14 protein-coding genes and 4 tRNA genes are annotated in these 17,940 nt (G+C 34.4%); 17 read left to right on the forward strand and 1 reads right to left on the reverse strand.

The window, feature by feature from the left end; translation table 11 throughout:
* Nucleotides 1-82: 82 nt before the first annotated feature.
* From CN601_RS15845 to CN601_RS15910, 14 genes are all read left to right on the forward strand, one after another.
* Nucleotides 83-155, forward strand: a tRNA-Lys gene (locus tag CN601_RS15845).
* Between the two features lie 17 nt (nucleotides 156-172).
* Nucleotides 173-244, forward strand: a tRNA-Glu gene (locus CN601_RS15850).
* A 21-nt stretch (nucleotides 245-265) separates the two neighbouring features.
* A tRNA-Asp gene (locus tag CN601_RS15855) sits at nucleotides 266-341 on the forward strand.
* Between the two features lie 6 nt (nucleotides 342-347).
* Nucleotides 348-420 (forward strand) — tRNA-Phe (locus CN601_RS15860).
* 355 nt (nucleotides 421-775) lie between these two features.
* A complete protein-coding gene (yycF, locus tag CN601_RS15865; RefSeq protein WP_098119072.1) occupies nucleotides 776-1,480 on the forward strand; it encodes a response regulator YycF in 705 nt (234 codons plus the stop codon).
* Entirely contained in the window at nucleotides 1,480-3,315 is a 1,836-nt protein-coding gene (walK, locus tag CN601_RS15870; RefSeq protein WP_098171596.1) for a cell wall metabolism sensor histidine kinase WalK, read from the forward strand. The genes yycF and walK overlap by 1 nt, the downstream gene beginning before the upstream one ends.
* Nucleotides 3,312-4,664, forward strand: coding sequence for a YycH family regulatory protein (locus CN601_RS15875; RefSeq protein WP_098119070.1), 1,353 nt, complete (start codon nucleotides 3,312-3,314; stop codon nucleotides 4,662-4,664). The genes walK and CN601_RS15875 overlap by 4 nt, the downstream gene beginning before the upstream one ends.
* Nucleotides 4,651-5,451 carry a two-component system regulatory protein YycI gene (locus CN601_RS15880; protein ID WP_098171597.1) on the forward strand — a complete coding sequence of 267 codons (801 nt, stop codon included), beginning with the start codon at nucleotides 4,651-4,653 and terminating at the stop codon, nucleotides 5,449-5,451. The genes CN601_RS15875 and CN601_RS15880 overlap by 14 nt, the downstream gene beginning before the upstream one ends.
* Nucleotides 5,451-6,245 carry an MBL fold metallo-hydrolase gene (locus CN601_RS15885; protein ID WP_098171598.1) on the forward strand — a complete coding sequence of 265 codons (795 nt, stop codon included), beginning with the start codon at nucleotides 5,451-5,453 and terminating at the stop codon, nucleotides 6,243-6,245. Before CN601_RS15880 ends, CN601_RS15885 begins: the two co-directional genes overlap by 1 nt.
* A 69-nt stretch (nucleotides 6,246-6,314) precedes the next feature.
* Nucleotides 6,315-6,506: a CxxH/CxxC protein gene (locus CN601_RS15890; protein WP_373604984.1), complete on the forward strand. Its 192-nt coding sequence runs from the start codon at nucleotides 6,315-6,317 to the stop codon at nucleotides 6,504-6,506.
* Between the two features lie 59 nt (nucleotides 6,507-6,565).
* Complete coding sequence (gene rlmH / locus CN601_RS15895; RefSeq protein ID WP_098119067.1) at nucleotides 6,566-7,045, forward strand: 23S rRNA (pseudouridine(1915)-N(3))-methyltransferase RlmH; 480 nt, start codon at nucleotides 6,566-6,568, stop codon at nucleotides 7,043-7,045.
* Nucleotides 7,046-7,179: 134 nt separating this feature from the next.
* Nucleotides 7,180-7,953 carry a MurR/RpiR family transcriptional regulator gene (locus CN601_RS15900; protein WP_098171599.1) on the forward strand — a complete coding sequence of 258 codons (774 nt, stop codon included), beginning with the start codon at nucleotides 7,180-7,182 and terminating at the stop codon, nucleotides 7,951-7,953.
* A 123-nt stretch (nucleotides 7,954-8,076) separates the two neighbouring features.
* Nucleotides 8,077-9,678 carry a PTS transporter subunit EIIC gene (locus CN601_RS15905; RefSeq protein ID WP_098171600.1) on the forward strand — a complete coding sequence of 534 codons (1,602 nt, stop codon included), beginning with the start codon at nucleotides 8,077-8,079 and terminating at the stop codon, nucleotides 9,676-9,678.
* Nucleotides 9,679-9,730: 52 nt separating this feature from the next.
* The gene (locus tag CN601_RS15910) at nucleotides 9,731-11,056 is read left to right on the forward strand and encodes a 6-phospho-alpha-glucosidase (protein ID WP_179865577.1); all 1,326 of its coding nucleotides are present in this window, start codon (nucleotides 9,731-9,733) and stop codon (nucleotides 11,054-11,056) included.
* Between the two features lie 154 nt (nucleotides 11,057-11,210).
* Here CN601_RS15910 and CN601_RS15915 read toward each other — a convergent pair whose 3' ends face one another.
* Complete coding sequence (locus tag CN601_RS15915; protein WP_098171602.1) at nucleotides 11,211-12,698, reverse strand: DNA/RNA non-specific endonuclease; 1,488 nt, start codon at nucleotides 12,696-12,698, stop codon at nucleotides 11,211-11,213.
* Between the two features lie 850 nt (nucleotides 12,699-13,548).
* Between CN601_RS15915 and CN601_RS15920 the strand changes: the two genes are divergently transcribed.
* The 3 genes from CN601_RS15920 to CN601_RS15930 all read left to right on the forward strand — a co-directional run bounded on the left by CN601_RS15920 (nucleotide 13,549) and on the right by CN601_RS15930 (nucleotide 17,904).
* A complete protein-coding gene (locus CN601_RS15920; protein WP_098119065.1) occupies nucleotides 13,549-14,235 on the forward strand; it encodes a response regulator transcription factor in 687 nt (228 codons plus the stop codon).
* Nucleotides 14,210-16,288 carry a HAMP domain-containing sensor histidine kinase gene (locus CN601_RS15925; protein ID WP_098171603.1) on the forward strand — a complete coding sequence of 693 codons (2,079 nt, stop codon included), beginning with the start codon at nucleotides 14,210-14,212 and terminating at the stop codon, nucleotides 16,286-16,288. Before CN601_RS15920 ends, CN601_RS15925 begins: the two co-directional genes overlap by 26 nt.
* Nucleotides 16,289-16,407: 119 nt before the next feature.
* Nucleotides 16,408-17,904 (forward strand): WD40/YVTN/BNR-like repeat-containing protein, encoded by a 1,497-nt coding sequence (locus CN601_RS15930; RefSeq protein WP_098171604.1) that lies wholly within the window; start codon nucleotides 16,408-16,410, stop codon nucleotides 17,902-17,904.
* Nucleotides 17,905-17,940 lie beyond the last annotated feature (36 nt).

Raw genomic sequence — 17,940 nt, forward strand, 5'->3', positions numbered from 1 at the left:
TTGCAAATTTATTAGAAAGTATGATAAGATAAATCTTGTCGTCATGACTAGTACTTAGTTTATGAAGTTTATATATAATTGTGAGCCATTAGCTCAGTTGGTAGAGCATCTGACTTTTAATCAGAGGGTCGAAGGTTCGAATCCTTCATGGCTCATCTTTTCAAATTAATGTGGCCCGTTGGTCAAGCGGTTAAGACACCGCCCTTTCACGGCGGTAACACGGGTTCGAGTCCCGTACGGGTCATCCTTTTATAAAACAAATATTGGTCCCGTGGTGTAGCGGTTAACATGCCTGCCTGTCACGCAGGAGATCGCCGGTTCGATCCCGGTCGGGACCGCCATATAATGGCTCGGTAGCTCAGTCGGTAGAGCAGAGGACTGAAAATCCTCGTGTCGGCGGTTCGATTCCGTCCCGAGCCATCATAAAAACTACTGTATATACAGTAGTTTTTTATTTTATCCTCAGTTTTTTATAAAAATGAAAAATTTTAGGTTAGTTAAAAACAGTTCGATTTTACAAAAAAACATACTTAATTTAAAATAGAAATAAGTGGAATAGGCCTCTAGCAACAAGCTAGAGGTTTTTTTCAAAAAAAACTAGTGTAGATATGGATATAAAATAACACTAAGATAGTAGTCTTTTTATATTTAGAGAGAAATCCACAAAACGAAATTACTATGAATAGTTTATTTGTTGCCTAATTTAATAGTAAATTGCAAAAGATATGTATAGAATTGATGGCGGCAAAAACTGACTAGAAAAGGAGTGCGGGGAATGAATAAGAAAATATTAATAGTCGATGATGAAAAACCAATTGCTGATATACTAAAGTTTAATCTAGAAAAAGAAGGTTTTGAAATTGTTTGCGCGTATGATGGAGAGGAAGCATTACAAAAAGTAGATGAATTCCTTCCCGATCTAGTTTTATTAGATATCATGCTACCGATTAGAGACGGTTTAGAAGTGTGTAGAGAAATTAGAAAGAATCACGAAATGCCAATCATTATGATTACAGCAAAAGATTCTGAATTAGATAAAGTATTAGGTTTAGAAATGGGAGCAGATGACTACGTTACGAAGCCTTTTAGTACACGCGAACTGCTTGCTAGAGTAAAGGCCAATTTAAGAAGACATCAAGCTGGAACTACATCTGAAAAAGAAGAATCAGTTGAAGTAGTTATTGGTTCACTTGTTATTAATCCAAACGCTTATATCGTAACAAAACGTGGTGAGAAGATTGAGTTAACCCACCGTGAGTTCGAATTACTTTATTATTTAGCAAAACATATCGGACAGGTTATGACGAGAGAACACCTATTACAAACGGTGTGGGGCTATGATTATTTCGGAGATGTTCGAACTGTTGACGTTACAATTCGTCGACTTCGTGAAAAAATTGAGGACAATCCAAGTTATCCACTATTTATTGTAACAAGACGAGGAGTAGGATATTACCTGCGTGATCCGGAGCAAGATTAATGGCAGCTTACAATAAAGTTGGTTTATTTAAATCAATTGTTTTTAAATTTGTACTTGTTTACATCTTACTAATATTGGTCGCTATGCAAATCATCAGTGTTTATTTTTCAAGAGAACTTGAAAAACAACTGGTAAATAGTTTTACTGTGGCGATAAATGAACGAGCTAAGCTATTGGCTTACAATATTAAAATTGAGTATGAAAAAAAGAAAACGTTAGATGATCCTGAGGTAAAAGCTAATATCCAAAAAATCGTTTCTGACTTTGGAAAGAATATTGGAATATCAGAGGTAAAAGTTATTAACCAAAATAGTGAAGTAATCGCTACTTCTGATTCAAATAATCGATCAATAGTGGGTAGAAGAACAACTGATATTTTAATTAAAAGAGCACTGTTAGTAGGTACTAGAACTGAAAAGGTATTAATTGATCCGAAAAATGGTCATCGAATGAAAATCATTGTTACACCCGTAATGGAAGGCGACGAAATTGTATCGGCCATTTATACGAGTGCATCGATGGAAAGCACATATGAAAGAATGGAATTAATTAACCGTATCTTTTCAACTGGAACACTTATAGCAGTGGCAATCACATCCATTCTAGGTATATTATTAGCTAAAGCTATTACAAAGCCGATTTCTGAAATAAGAAGACAGGCTCAGGAAATGGCAAAGGGGAATTTCTCTCGTAAACTAAAAGCCTATAGTGAAGATGAGATTGGGGAGTTAACAATATCATTTAATAATCTTTCACGCAATTTACAACAAGCCAGAGCATCTACGGATGGAGAAAGAAGAAAACTCCAATCTGTTTTGGAGCATATGACTGACGGAGTAATTGCTACTGACCGTAGAGGTAAGATTATTCTCTTAAACGATCCAGCCGAAACGATGCTAAATGTTTCACGTGAAACGGTATTAAACAAATCAATATTAGAAGTATTGGGAATCGAAAAGATTAATGCTTTAGATGATTTATACGATGAACCAGATTCAATTATGTTGGATTATAGTGATAATAAAAGACCTATGATTTTACGTGCTAGTTTTTCAATCATTCAAAAAGAGTCTGGTAAAATTAACGGTCTAATTGCTGTTCTCTATGATGTGACTGAGCAGGAAAAAATAGAGCAAGAACGTAGAGAGTTTGTTGCTAACGTTTCACATGAATTAAGAACACCGTTAACGACAATGAGAAGCTATTTGGAAGCTTTATCAGACGGGGCTTGGGGGAATAAAGAAATTGCACCTAAGTTTTTGCAAGTAACCCAAGATGAAACCGAACGAATGATTAGGCTAGTAAACGATCTATTACAACTATCTAAGCTTGACAGTACTGAGTATCGTTTAATGAAGGATTGGGTTAATTTCACAGAAATGTTTAATCGTATAATTGATCGATTTGAAATGAGTAAGTCTCAAGAAGTACTATTCAAACGAGAATTTATTAATAAAACAAGATTTGTATTTATAGATGAAGACAAAATTACACAAGTGTTAGATAATATCATTTCTAATGCATTAAAGTACTCACCCGAGGGTGGCTCTGTAACTTATCGTATTAAGGAGTCTAGAGATCAAATTCTAGTTAGTATTACTGACGAAGGTATGGGAATTCCAAAAGAAAACCTATCAAAGATATTTGATCGTTTCTATCGAGTAGATAAGGCTAGATCAAGACAAGTAGGGGGAACAGGCCTAGGCCTTGCATTAGCAAAAGAAATGATTTACGCGCACGATGGTCATATTTGGGCTAAGAGTGAAGAAGGAAAGGGCACTACTGTCTATTTCACACTTCCTGTGGCTGATGATCAAGAGGATGAGTGGGAATGAGAAGAGAACATATAAAATCAGTTATATTAACTACTCTTGTTTTAGTAAGCTTAGTTCTTTCATATAGCTTATGGTCATATCAACCAACATACGATGTTATTGAAAATCCAGACTATGTGCAAAAGGTTTCTATAGGTGCGAAAAGGGACTTTAAAGACATCGTAATCCCTAATTTATTAGTGGTTCATGAATCAAGTAAAAATTATGTAACAACTAAACAAGATAATATCTCACCAATTTATAGAGCATTGCAGAAAACTGAAATTAAAAATTTCGAAAACTTAACAAATAAAACGTCCGCGCTTTCTTTCGAGTCGATTACAAAAGGGAAAAATAAAATAGAAATTATCTTTCCAACTGTGGTACCAGTTGAGACTTTAAGCAAAGTTCTTAAATTAGACGCGAAGAGATTACAAAATGTTCTATTTGACCGAATTATAATCACTTTATCTGCTAAATCAGATACTACAGCTAGAATATATTTTTCGAATGAGGCACAAAACATTCTTTATGAGGCTTCTTTTGATAACTCTTCGATTATTTCATCTGTTGAAAATTTAAGAGATAGTTACCATAGCTTTACTGATAGCGTTAAGTACAAGCTAGAATCGGGTAAAATGGTTTATTTACCGAAAAAACCAATTAAGTTAACAACAATGGAGTTCCTAACAACAGATATCGATGTAGATAAATTAAAAGATGCTATTTTTAGTGATCCATCAAACGTTCGAAAAGAGGGCTCTGATTCAGGAGACACATACACGGACGGTACTAGATTGATGACAGTTTCACCTTTAAATCGTTCGATTGCATTCGTTAACCCGACAGCGACTGAGAATAATAATAACCAAAGTCCAAATATATTAGTTCAAAGAAGTGTTGATTTTATCAACGCTCATGGTGGATGGACCGACGGATATATTTTGACGAGAGTCAGACCAGAAAATAATGAAGTTTCTTTTAGACTTTTTGTAAATAATTTACCGGTCTATAATAATGCAACACTTACGACGAATTGGGGCGTAGATGATATTGAAACGTTTAAGCGTCCGTTGTACAAATTTAGAATTCAAGCGGATAAAAAAGAAAGTGAAATAGAGTTATTGTCTGGTTCTCAGATTATGGAAGTAATAGCAAATAACAAGTCAATCAATAAATCTCTCATTAAAGATATTAGTCTAGGCTATGAGACGGTATTTGATGATTTTAAAACGACAATAAATCAGCCTTACTATAACAGAGCGATTCAATTGAAGCCTGTTTGGATCATTAATTACGGTGATTCATATAAGAAGATCGATCAAGATATGCTTAGCAGAACTGGGGTGAATATTGTTGGATTGGAGTAGAATCAAAACAATATTTATTTTAACTTTTTTAGTTTTAGATATCTTTTTAGCGATTCAATTTTATCAAAAGAGAAGTAGTGATCAGTTTGATACGATGGCGGAGTCAAGTATTGAGGAGCAGTTGAAGGAAAATGATATCACATATGTGACATTACCAAAAAATACTTTGAAGGAATCCTATATTTCCGGCAATAGTAAGGACTTTTCGAAAAAAGTAATGGCAGATCGAAAAGGACAAGATATACAAATTTACAAAGATGTATTACAAAGTCAGTTAAAAAAACCAGTTCCAATTGCAGAGAATAATAGAACTCTCTTCTTGGAGAATTTTGTAAAAGAGTATGTTTGGAATGGAAATAGCTATCACTATTGTCAAACAGATCAAAACACTAAAACAATTTATTTCTGTCAAACCTATAAAGATCGGCTTATTTATAATATCTCAAGCTCAGTAGTTATATTAAATTATAACGATAAAAATGAGATTTACGGATATAAACAAAAGTTTCTAGAAAACTTAAAAGAAATGGTCGATAAAAAAAATGTACAAGAGGCTTTACCAGCAATTAAAGCAATTGAAAATTTATATGTTAAAGATGAGTTAAAACCAAGTGATCGCATTACAAAAATTGATTTTGGTTATTATACAGTAATCCCATTATCAACTGGAGTAAAATTCATCGCGCCAGCATGGCATATCGTTGTAAACGAACACCAGGATTACTTTGTAAATGCAATCGAGGGACAGATAATAAAGATGGATAAAAAACAATGGAGTGAGTATTGATGAGTTTGCATTTTAGTGTACTTGCCAGCGGAAGTACCGGAAATGCGTTATACGTTGGGACGGAGAAAACTAAGCTTTTAGTTGATACGGGGCTAAGCGGAAAAGCGATGGAGTCTTTATTTAATGAAATCAACAAGGACATAAAAGAAGTTTCAGGAATTCTAGTCACACATGAGCATAGTGATCATATCAAAGGTCTTGGAGTTCTTGCCAGAAGATATCAAGTTCCTATCTACGCAAATGAAAAAACTTGGAAAGCAATGAACCACTTAATCGGAGAAATTCCAACAGAACAAAAGTTCATTTTTAACATGGAAACGACGATTCAGTTTGGGGATATAGAAGTTGAATCATTTGGTGTATCACATGATGCTGCTGAACCAATGTTTTACGTATTTCATCATAATGGTAAAAAATTTGTTACAATTACCGATACAGGCTATGTAAGTGATCGAATGAAAGGGATCATTTCGAACGCAGATATGTACATTTTTGAAAGTAACCATGATGTAGAGATGTTACGCATGGGTAAATATCCGTGGAGTATAAAACGTCGCATATTAAGTGATGTCGGCCACGTATCAAATGAAGATGCTGCACTTGCAATGGCAGATGTAATTGGGGATAAAACAAAACGTATTTATCTTGCTCATTTAAGCCAAGATAATAATATGAAAGAGCTTGCCAAAATGTCTGTTACACAAACGCTCGAGGGAAAAGGATTTGATGTCGGAATGCAATTTGAGCTTCACGATACAGACCCTCAAAAGCCAACAGATATAGTGTATGTATAATAATAAACGTACAAAGGGGAGATTTTGCTTTCTCCTCTTTTTTTTGCTAAAAAAAGGAGCTGTGTATAAGTGGAAAAAATAATTTTAAGCTGTGATGAGCATGTAGAATGGGCTCTTGACGATTTTGTGGATAAGTATAGTGAAACACCGTTGTTGAATAAAGTCGAAAAAACGCATAATATATCCACAACCTGTGAATATTGTCAAAATGATGCCATATATATTGTATCGAACATAGATTCCCCCACTAAATGTGGATAGAAATTGTGGGTATGTGGATAACTTTTGTGTATAACTTGTTTGTAAAGTGAGGATATAGTGTGAATATCTCAATTATCAGTGTAGGAAAGCTAAAAGAAAAATATTTAAAGATGGGTATAGATGAATACATAAAGCGATTATCAAGTTATGCCAAAATAGAAATAATTGAAGTCGCAGATGAAAAAGCACCAGAGAATTTAAGCGAAGCTGACATGCTAATCGTAAAGGAAAAAGAGGGCGAGAGGATTTTAAGTAAAATAGCAGACGATTCATATGTGATTGCACTTGCCATAAAGGGGAAGGAGCACACGTCTGAATCACTTGCCAAGAAAATAGATCAACTCGCTACATATGGAAACAGTAAAGTTGCGTTTGTAATAGGCGGATCATTAGGTTTAAGTGATGCGGTGATGAAAAGATCGGATGATACATTATCGTTTTCAAAAATGACTTTTCCGCATCAATTGATGAAATTAATCTTAGTGGAGCAGATTTATCGAGCTTTTCGAATTAATAGGAACGAGCCATATCATAAGTAATTGTCTTTTGTTAGGGTTAATTGGAATTCGATAAATGGAACGCATAACGGTTATTTGCAGTGAGACCCAATACTAGGGGAAATGATTGTGGTTTTATCCAGAATTGCTCCGATGATAAAGTGAGAGATGAAACGATGATTGACATTAGTAAGATTGTTCAAGGAAAGAACCTGACAGAAATAGAAATCCAAGTTGTGCAATATATCATTACTAACATCGATACAGTTTTGCAAATGGGAGTTCGTAAGATTGCGAAGGAAAATTTTACTTCTCCTGCGACGGTAATTCGCTTGTCAAAAAAATTAGGGTATTCAGGTTTTGTAGATCTGTATTATCAACTGCTGCCACTAGTGAAAAAAGCAGCAGTATCACAAAGTGATGTAGTTGGAGATTTCTTAGAGATAAGTGAAAAAGATTTTTTAGACTATAATTCGATGGAAGATGTTCAAGAATTTATACAGAATGTACTAAACCTGAGACAAAGTTATATTTTTATTTATGCTACCGGTTTTTCTGCTATTGCAGCTGAGTACTTGTATAAAAAATTATTGGTATTGGGAAGAAAAACAATATTTGCAAGTGGGATGGACTCTATTGGAGTGTTTGAAAATAATATGGAAGATATCGGCGCTTTAGTCGTTATCTCAAAATCTGGCGAAACACAACTAATCATTGATAAATTACAAGCTGCAAAAGAGAACAACATTTTTACGGTGTCGTTCACGAAAGAAATAGAAAACCGGATTGCAAGACTTTCTGATTTAAATTTTAAAATCATTGATCATAATAAGCTGGACGACCGAAACGTTCTACCAAATAGCTTTTTTCCAAGTCTCATGCTAATGTTCGAGTTTATTATTAAGCAGTATGTTGAAACAATTATTACAAAAAAAGACTTGAATGAGTGAAACGTGTTTCAATATGTGAAACACGTTTTTTATATTGTTGATTCTATCGACTATAAAAGGGCTTACATTGTATTCTAGACCTGTAATCAAAAACAAGTACATACACAGGAGGGGATAGGCAAAATGAAAGTGAAGATCATGGAGGCTATGCAGCGTTTTTCAAAAGCGATGTTCATTCCAATTCTTATTTTGCCGATTGAGGGGATCTTAATTGCTTTCGGTAATTTATTTACTAATCCAAAGTTAATGGAAGTTTTCCCATTTTTAAATAATCCGATTACTACCGGATTTGGGACAATTTTAACTGGATCATTGGTTTCGATTCTCGCCAATTTAGGGTTGATTTTTTGTGTGGGGATTGCAATTGGCTTGGCTAATAAAGAAAAAGCAATTGCTGGTTTTACAGCTTTATTAGGTTATTTAGTATTTGTAAATGCGATGAATAAGTTTATGCAACTCAGCGGTATTCTTTATGAAGGAGATACCTTGCAGGGAACGGGACAAACCTCAGTATTAGGTGTACAAATTCTTGATATGGGTGTGTTTCTTGGTCTTATACTCGGAATTGTAACCGCTGTCGTACATAATAAATTTGTTGATAAAGAGTTTAAAGGTGCGTTTCAAATCTACGGTGGGTCACGATTCGTTTTCATCGTATTAATTCCAGTTGTTGTACTTTTATCTATTGCTCTTACGTATATTTGGCCAGTTTTCCAATCTGGAATTAACGGTCTCGGAACATTTATTCAACATAGCGGAAGCTTCGGAATCTTTTTATATGGAGCACTGGAACGTTTATTAATTCCAACGGGACTTCACCATTTAGTTTATACGCCATTTTTATATACATCATTAGGTGGTGCCGAAGAAGTTGGTGGAAAAGTACTAGAAGGGGCAAGAAATATTTACTATGCGGAAATTATTGATCCACATGTGAAAGAGCTTTCTCCAAGCGTTGTTTGGGATGCACGCGGGATTTCAAAAATGTTCGGTTTAATCGGTGCATGTTTAGCGATGTACCATACAGCAAAACCAGAGAACAAAGCAAAGGCAAGAGCGATTTTAATCCCTGCCGCTATTACATCTTTTATTGCAGGAGTTACAGAACCGATTGAATTTTCATTCATGTTCGTTGCGCCATTATTGTTCGTTGTACATGCTGTATTAAGCGGTCTGGCTATGGTGACATTCCACTTATTTGATGTTAGAGCGATTGGACCAAACGGTATGATTGACTTTCTATTGTTCAACGTTCCGCTTGGAGTCGGAAAAACTCACTGGCCAACGTACATTTTAATCGGACTAATCTTCTTTGTCATTTACTATGTTGTCTTCCGGTTCCTAATTACAAAATTTAACTTCAAGACAATCGGAAGAGAAGATGAAGGCGTAGAGACGAAATTATATACGAAGAAAGATTACAAAGAAAAGCAAAGCCAAGGAAAAGCAGAAACTGCTGCTGCGCAGGGGAATGACGGAATTGCCTCGGTGATCGTCAATGCATTAGGCGGTGCTAGTAACATTACTACTGTAACTAACTGTTACACAAGACTTCGATTAACACTGGATCATCCAGAAAAGGTAAACGAAGAGATATTGAAGAGAGAAACAGGCGCAAACGGAGTTATTATTAGCGATAAAAATGTTCAAGTTGTCTATGGCTTACAGGTAAATAACATTCGTAAAGCGGTCGATGAGTATTTAGGATTAAGTGCAAACGAATAAGAAATAAAATAAAGATTAAAGAGAATCTACAGATTAGAAGGGAATGGAGAACATGAAGAAATTTTCAGTCGTTATTGCAGGTGGAGGAAGCACATACACACCAGGGATTGTAATGATGTTATTGGATAACCTTGACCGTTTCCCACTTAGAAAATTAAAATTATATGATAATGATGCAGAAAGACAAGCGGTATTAGGAGAGGCAATCGAAATTGTCCTAAAAGAGAAAGCACCAGACATTGAGTATTGCTTTACAACAGAACCAGAGGAAGCTTTTACTGATATAGACTTCTGTTTTGCCCATATTCGTGTCGGCAAATATGAAATGCGCGAAAAAGATGAAAAAATTCCATTAAAGTATAATGTTGTAGGTCAAGAAACATGTGGACCTGGTGGGATCGCATATGGAATGAGAAGTATTGGCCCGATGATTGAAATGATTGATCTTATGGAAAAATACTCACCGGAAGCTTGGATGTTAAACTATTCAAATCCTGCAGCAATTGTAGCGGAGGCATGTCGTGTACTTCGTCCGAACTCTAAAGTATTAAACATTTGTGATATGCCAGTAGGGACACTACGCCGAATGTCACATATCATTGGAAAAGAACCACAAGATTTAGAAGTACGTTATTTTGGATTAAACCACTTTGGCTGGTGGACAAGCATAAAAGACAAAGAGGGTAATGAATATCTTCCTCAAATTCGTAACTATGTTGCAGAAAATGGATATTTAACTAAAAAAGAAGTTGATACCCAACATACAGATGCAAGTTGGCAAGAAACGCATAAAAAGGCGAAAGACCTTTTAGCGATTGATCCAAGCTTCTTACCAAATACGTATTTAAAATATTACTTCTATCCTGATTATGTGGTAGAAACTTCTAATCCAGAGTACACGAGAGCAAATGAAGTTATTGCTGGTAGAGAAAAGGAAGTCTTTTCAATGGCAAGAACCATCGTCGCAAATGGAACTTCTGAGAACTGTGAATTTGAAATGGGAGCACACGCAACTTTTGTTGTTGATCTTGCTCGTGCAATTGCTTTTAACACACATGAAAGAATGCTATTAATTGTGGAAAACAACGGAACAATCGCTAATTTTGATGATGATGCAATGGTAGAAGTTCCATGTATTGTTGGAACAGACGGGCCAGAGCCATTAAGTCAAGGCAAGATCCCTGAATTCGAAAGAGCATTAATGTATCAACAGGTTACCGTTGAAAAATTAGTTGTTCAAGCTTACATCGAAGGCAGTTACCAAAAACTTTGGCAGGCATTAATCCTTTCAAAGACTGTACCAAGTGCAAAGGTAGCGAAGGAAATTTTAGATGAACTAATCGAAGCAAATAAAGAGTACTGGCCTGTGTTAAACTAATATAATGGGATGCCTTAAGAATTTTTAAAAAGTTACATTTAAAATAGTAAAGGGAATGTGTTACCGTAAGTTGTTTGGAACACATTCCCTTTTTATTTATTTAATTGTTAGAATATCTTTCTTTTCCATCAGAGTTGAAAATAGTTTTCTTGATTTAATTTGTAGCACCACTATCAACCTTAGATTCAATAGCATTTTGAACGCTAGCAGGAACTGAAGATAGGAAGTCATAACCAGTGAGTGACTCTATTGAATCAACACTTACCCTGTAGTAACTCCAAGGATGGCTAGAAGCTGTTTGATCATTTGGTAATAATACAGCTATTACTCTTGTAGATGATGTAACTCGGCTTATATCATCACTCCCATTAGGTAATACAACAATTACCTTCCAAGTTTGTGCTGGTACAACGACACCATTACCTACAGTCGTTTTATACCCATTAGATCCAGTCCCGCCTGACCCGTAACCACCAGATACTACATATAATTCGTTTCCAGCTGATACAAGTGAACGACTATAATCTTCTAAATTTGCCCAAGTAACCTCATTGTTGTTTGGAGCTTGAGGAATCATATTGCTCATTAAAAAAGTTGCTGAGTTGTTGGCAACTGTAGAAGTGCGATCAGCAGAAGGACACATATGGCCTCTGTCAAATCCGCTACCTGAAAATTCACTAGCAGTAACCTGGTACCATCCTGAAGGTAATGTTGTATCAGCACGGAAGTCGTCCTGACGAGCGGCACTTCCAAGATCAGAAGAACCTATATGCCAGCTAACCCAGTTTGGTTCGTGTTTACTATTATTGTAGGATAAATCGTATTGTGGTTTAACCATTAGATAATTATTTGAATTGGATGTATTGCTCGTAGCACCACTTGGATTTCCTAATCCCATATGATCATTATCTGTGCCTGTTTGTCCTTGTGAGCTAGGTTCAGCAGCAGAAGATGAATTTTGAGGTACCAAACTGCTCGTAATGACAAAGTCACTAGCATTATTATTTGTGTCCCAACCATTACCATTGCCTTGTGTAGTTCCGCCATTATTATCTTTACGTTCTGTACTTGTTGTGGCAGAAAGAGTACCAGTAGGCGAAGTTTCTGAATCATTTGCAGAACCAAAGCCAACAAAATCCACAACATTTGAACTCGTTGAACCTGATACTGAGGTAGTAACATTTGCTAGTGCAACTTTTCCGCTGCTTGCACTTAAGTTAATTGTACCTGTAACATCAGATGTTGGTAGGTCAACAGTACCGCCACCGCCGCTTGCTTCTTTAACTAAATAATATTGATGTGAACCTATGCTACCAGTTAAATTTGTAATGCTGCTGAATGTACCAGTAGAAGAGGCATATTGAATGGACCATCCAGACAAACTAACGCTTGAATCTGTTGGATTGTAAAGTTCAATATAATCATTTTTATAAGAAGAACCACTATTACCGCCACCACCGTAAACTTCACTGATAACAACGTGAGTTCCAACAGCTGCCTGTGCAGGTTTATTAAATAAGTTCCCAAAAGCACCACCAAAAAAGACTAAACTAGAACATACAAGTATGGTAGTCTTTCTTTTGAAGTTTTTCATAACTCTTTTAGATAAAACTGTATTTTGTGCCGATCTGCTATGTAACATATAACAAAATCCTCCTACTTAATTTTTATATTATGAAATCAATCGAAAAATAATTTAATATAGACAAAAATAAGATGCTTAAACGTGATTGTGTATGGCTAAAGATTATGTGAAAAATATGTTAGTCTTGAGGTCCCAAGATAAAATCTAGTTGAGGAATCTTGTAGTTTTGCATAGTCACTGATTGTAGAGAGATTAAATAATTATTTGTACAAGGTAAGGGTAGTAGGATATTTACTTAAATAAGGCAAAAAAAAATCATTACTAATGTAAAGTAAGATTGATCTACATGAAGGAATCTAAAACTTCTTTAGCACCTCCTCAAAATATAGTTTAAAGCCATCATTTCTTTTAGCGAGCTTTAGAAAAAACTCCAACTAAAAATATGCATCCCTTTCACGTTCACACAACATACTCACTTCTACTTGCTCGATAGATTTACCTTGCCTATTTACACAATATCATAATATTTTTTTGAAAAGTTTTAATTTTAAGTAAACTTTTGTACTTCTTTTATTAAGTAAATTAATGTGGACACTGCCTATTTTTACGGCGAAAAATAGAATGAGATTCATCAAGAAGGAGTAACAACTTCTTTAATAATAAAGCAGTGATTTTAACCTAGTAGGCTATGAGCAAAAGTAGGGAGTATGGCAACAATCAGTAGTGTGTGGAACCTCTTAGTAGTCTAAAGAGATTTTTAAATGGATAAATCTATTTTTTTTAATAATCATAAGAAAATCTTAAGATTTGCATCGAGAAGTTATTAAGATTTAGCTGATATCATCTTCTTAACATCTAAAATAAAGAGGTGATACAAACTTTAAAATATAGATAGGAGAGAACTTATATGAACATATTAGTTTGCGACGATGATCAGTCAATTGTAGAAGCTATTTGCATTTATTTAGAAAACGAAGGTTATCGAATGTTCAAGGCTTACAATGGAGAAGAAGCACTAGAAGTTATCGAAAACCAAGAAATTCAACTCATTATAATGGATATTATGATGCCTAAGCTTGATGGAATTAGAGCAACGATGAAGATTAGGGAGAATTTTAAAGTACCTGTCATTATGCTCTCGGCAAAATCTGAGGATTCGGATAAGATTTTAGGCTTAAATTTAGGTGCGGATGATTATATAACAAAACCGTTCAATCCTTTAGAGCTAATTGCAAGGGTTAAATCGCAACTACGAAGATACACGAGCCTAGGAAGTTTTGAGGCAAAAAGTAATATCCATCAAAGCGGTGGTCTTGTAATTGATGATGAAAGTAAAATCATTACAGTTGATGGTGAGGTTGTTCATCTTACTCCAGTTCAATATAAGATTGTTAAGCTCCTGACTAAAAATGCTGGTAGAGTATTTTCTATTGAGGAAATATATGAGCGAGTATGGAACGAAACAGCCTTTAATCCAGAAAATACAGTATCGGTCCATATTCGAAAAATTAGAGAAAAGATTGAAATAAATCCTAAAGAACCAAAATATTTAAAGGTGGTGTGGGGAGTTGGATATAAGGTCGAAAAAATATAGTCACTCACTAACAACAAAAATAATCGTTTTTGCAATTGTTATTCTATTTTTTTCAGGCATACTTAAGTCTATCGCGAATGTAGCGGCTTTAACTGATGAGGATTTTGGAATCGTTTTTGAAGAAAATTACTTTCTTAGTAAATCTTATATACAAGAAGTTGAGCCAATTTATAGTAGCCTGACTCAATTAGTTAATAAGTATAAAAGTGAAGAGAATATTTTAAAGGGTGGAGCAATCAGTAATGAGGATCTAAGGTCGATCGAAGAATCTTTATATTCAGATTTTACGGCGCGATCGAACATATATAACCCAAATTTAAGTGAAGAGGAAAACTTTAAAAATTTTCAAAAAGCCGATGCAAAAGAAATTAATCAAGTAAAGAGCCAGATGATAACAGATGGTTTACAAAATTATCATAATTTATTGCAAGCACTAGCTGAGAAAGAAGACTTACTATATTACGGTAGTGATGGTATTAACGAATTCACAAATAATACGTTAAAAGGACAATTCAAAACAAATCCTTCCTATATAATTTACAAGAATTATAAAAGAGAAATTTATCCGACTACAATTGAACAGAATAAACGTTTTAATTGGATCAGTGAGGATTTCAGTCAGTTAAATCCCAAAAATACAGTAGTATCGATAGGATTCACACAAAGTGCACTAGATCAAAAAATAAAAGAGTGGAAAGAAAATAAAGCAATTGCGACGAAATCCTTTTATTTTTTCATAAGCTCTTCTATAGGATTTCTAGTAGCATTCGTTTATTTAGCACTCATTATTGGTAGAAAGTCATTTAAAGATCGCGAGTTACATTTAAATGTAATCGATCGAATGTTTAATGATATTAATATCGTGCTTCTTGCATCCTTAATTATATCCTGGTTTGCATTAATAGAGCCTTTAACAATAACGGTTATTAATAAATTGGTTTTCTATTTAACGATTCCATTCTCAATCATAGCGCTTCTTTTGATTTTATCGATTATAAAGCATTGTAAAAACAGAACAATCATTAAACACACGTTAATTTATTTCTTATTAAACAAACTTTTCCTATTTATCAGGGATGTATATAGCAATGGGAGTATGGGTGTTAAAACTGTATTACTTGTAATTGGTTATCCAATTTTAATTGCCGTAACTTTTTTTATGTTCCCGATTACAATAGGAGTTGCAGCATGGTTTGCGAATAAAAAAATTAAAAAATTTAATGCGATAAAAGAGGGCGTCGAGCAAATAAAGGCAGGCGATTTTCACCACCGCATAGAGATAGATGGAAAAGGTGAGTTTGCAAATCTTTCTAGTAATATTAATAGCATTACGGATGGTTTGAAAACAGCTGTTAATCGAGAGTTAAAGAGTGAGAGGATGAAGACGGAACTAATTACAAATGTTTCACATGATATTAGGACGCCTTTGACTTCCATAATTACGTATGTGGATTTATTGAAAAAGGAAAAGGATCCGGCAAAAATTGAAGAATATGTTGAAGTTTTAGATCAAAAATCGCAAAGATTGAAGTTGTTAACGAATGATTTATTTGAGGCAGCGAAGGCTTCTAGCGGTACAATTCCGGTTAACCTTGAGCGGATAGATGTCTTATCACTTATAACCCAAGGATTAGGCGAAGTTAATGCAAAAATTGAGGCATTAGATTTATCGATTAAAATAAATCATCCTCAAGATAAACTATATGCCGCAGCGGATGGGAAACTATTATGGAGATCCGTGGAAAATTTATTATCTAATATCTTTAAATATGCATTAAGAGGATCCCGAGTATATATTGATCTTGAAGATTTAGGTAATGAGATTCTTCTTACCTTCAAAAATATATCGGCATATGAATTAAATATATCTGCAGATGAACTAATGGAACGTTTTAAAAGAGGCGATGAATCAAGAAATAGTCAAGGAAGTGGACTAGGACTTTCAATCGCTAAAAGTCTAATTGAAATTCAAAAAGGACAGTTCTCAATTCAAGTTGACGGCGATTTATTTAAGGCGATGATTAAAATCCCTAAACATAATAATTTAAAGTAAGATTTAGCACTCCATAGGTTAATATGGGGTGTTTTTTTGTTATTCAATGTGACAACACAATAATCGCGAATCATGCAAACGACTCGGAAAACAAAGTATACTTAAAATGGACGAATAGAATGACTAAATTCAGATATAGGGGGACGTACATATTGAGGAGAAACGTAAAAAAAATACTTAGGTCATTACTAACAAATCCAGTTTTCTTAATTGGATACTGGATGTTTGGAAAAAAACTGGCTTTAATATGCAAGTTCGGCAGTCTCAATAAAAATCTACCTGTTTTCGTTCTCTCCATAATCATTTTACTATCGACCATTGTATTTACTACTATTAAAGTGATAAAAAATAGCGAATATCAGCCTAATAAACTGACTACTGTAAAGTTATGGACATACTTGTCTCTCATCTTGTTTATTTCAATTACATTATTATATGGAGTAAACATATATAAAAGCGGAACAAATTATAACGGTAAACTGGCATGGTATATAGAACGGCTAAAAAATCAAAGGTCAGTTAAATTTGATAATAATAATCTATATAAATATGGCGTAAAAGGTATTTTTGAAGACATAAACAAAAAGCAAAATTTACCCAAAAAATTATATATGGTAAATAATTTTTCCCTTAAGTTTAATTCAGATGGAACAATTACTTCTTTTGATTCATTTGTTCATGGGAAAAATGACAACGGAAAAGAAGAGAGCTATTTAATATCTTACGATCAAAACAAGTCAGACAGGATTACAATACATTTAAACGGATATGCAGGTACTAATTATAATGATGACAAACTGTTAGAGCCATTAATTGAAACCGTTAAAGTGATTCCAATTAAACAAGCAGTTAGTAAATGGAACGAAAGTCAGTACGGGCTGGTCTATTATGGCAAAAGAAATTGGGGATACAATTTAAACGGAATCATCAATATTGATAAAGATGGAAAAGAGTATAGTTTGGAAAATACAAGTTCCGAAATAATAGGATATACGGTATCTCTATTTGTACCTGGGATGGATAAAGTGATTTTACCCGCTAGATATAATCTAATCGGTAATCCAGATTGGAGTAAGCCAACTATTACTCCAAACCAGGCTTCTCCTAGTGAGAAAAAAGATGAACGAACGAATACAAACGAACAATTCTTCCAATCGAAAGAAGTAGGTTATAGATTAAATGTTGCAGATAAAGCATTAGGAAGCACGTTTTATTCATTAAGCAAAACTACAAATGGCGGAAATACATGGACTGTTATTAATTATGATCCATACAGTGGAACAGTTGGAGGAGCTTCTGGTATCGTTTTTTTCGATGATAAGCTCGGATTTTTAGGAGCAGTTAATCCTTCTGGTAATGAAGGTGCTTTGTATCGAACGGACGATGGGGGTAATTCTTTCAAAAAAGTAAATTATACACTTCAAGAAGTAAAGTTAGATAATGGGCATCCTATAAAACCTTTTGATACGCCAAGTATGCCTTTTAAGACGAATGGAGTTTTAAATATGCTAGTTGGTCAAGGTGCAGATGGAGATTATAACGGTAACAGTAGTGAACTTTATCAATCAGAGGATAAAGGGCGAACATGGAAGTTTGTGAAAGAAGTTAAAAAATAGATTGTAGTAGATATATTAAACATGCGAAAAGACCTC

This window comes from Bacillus sp. AFS017336 (genome assembly GCF_002555445.1).
GTDB lineage: Bacteria > Bacillota > Bacilli > Bacillales > Bacillaceae_G > Gottfriedia.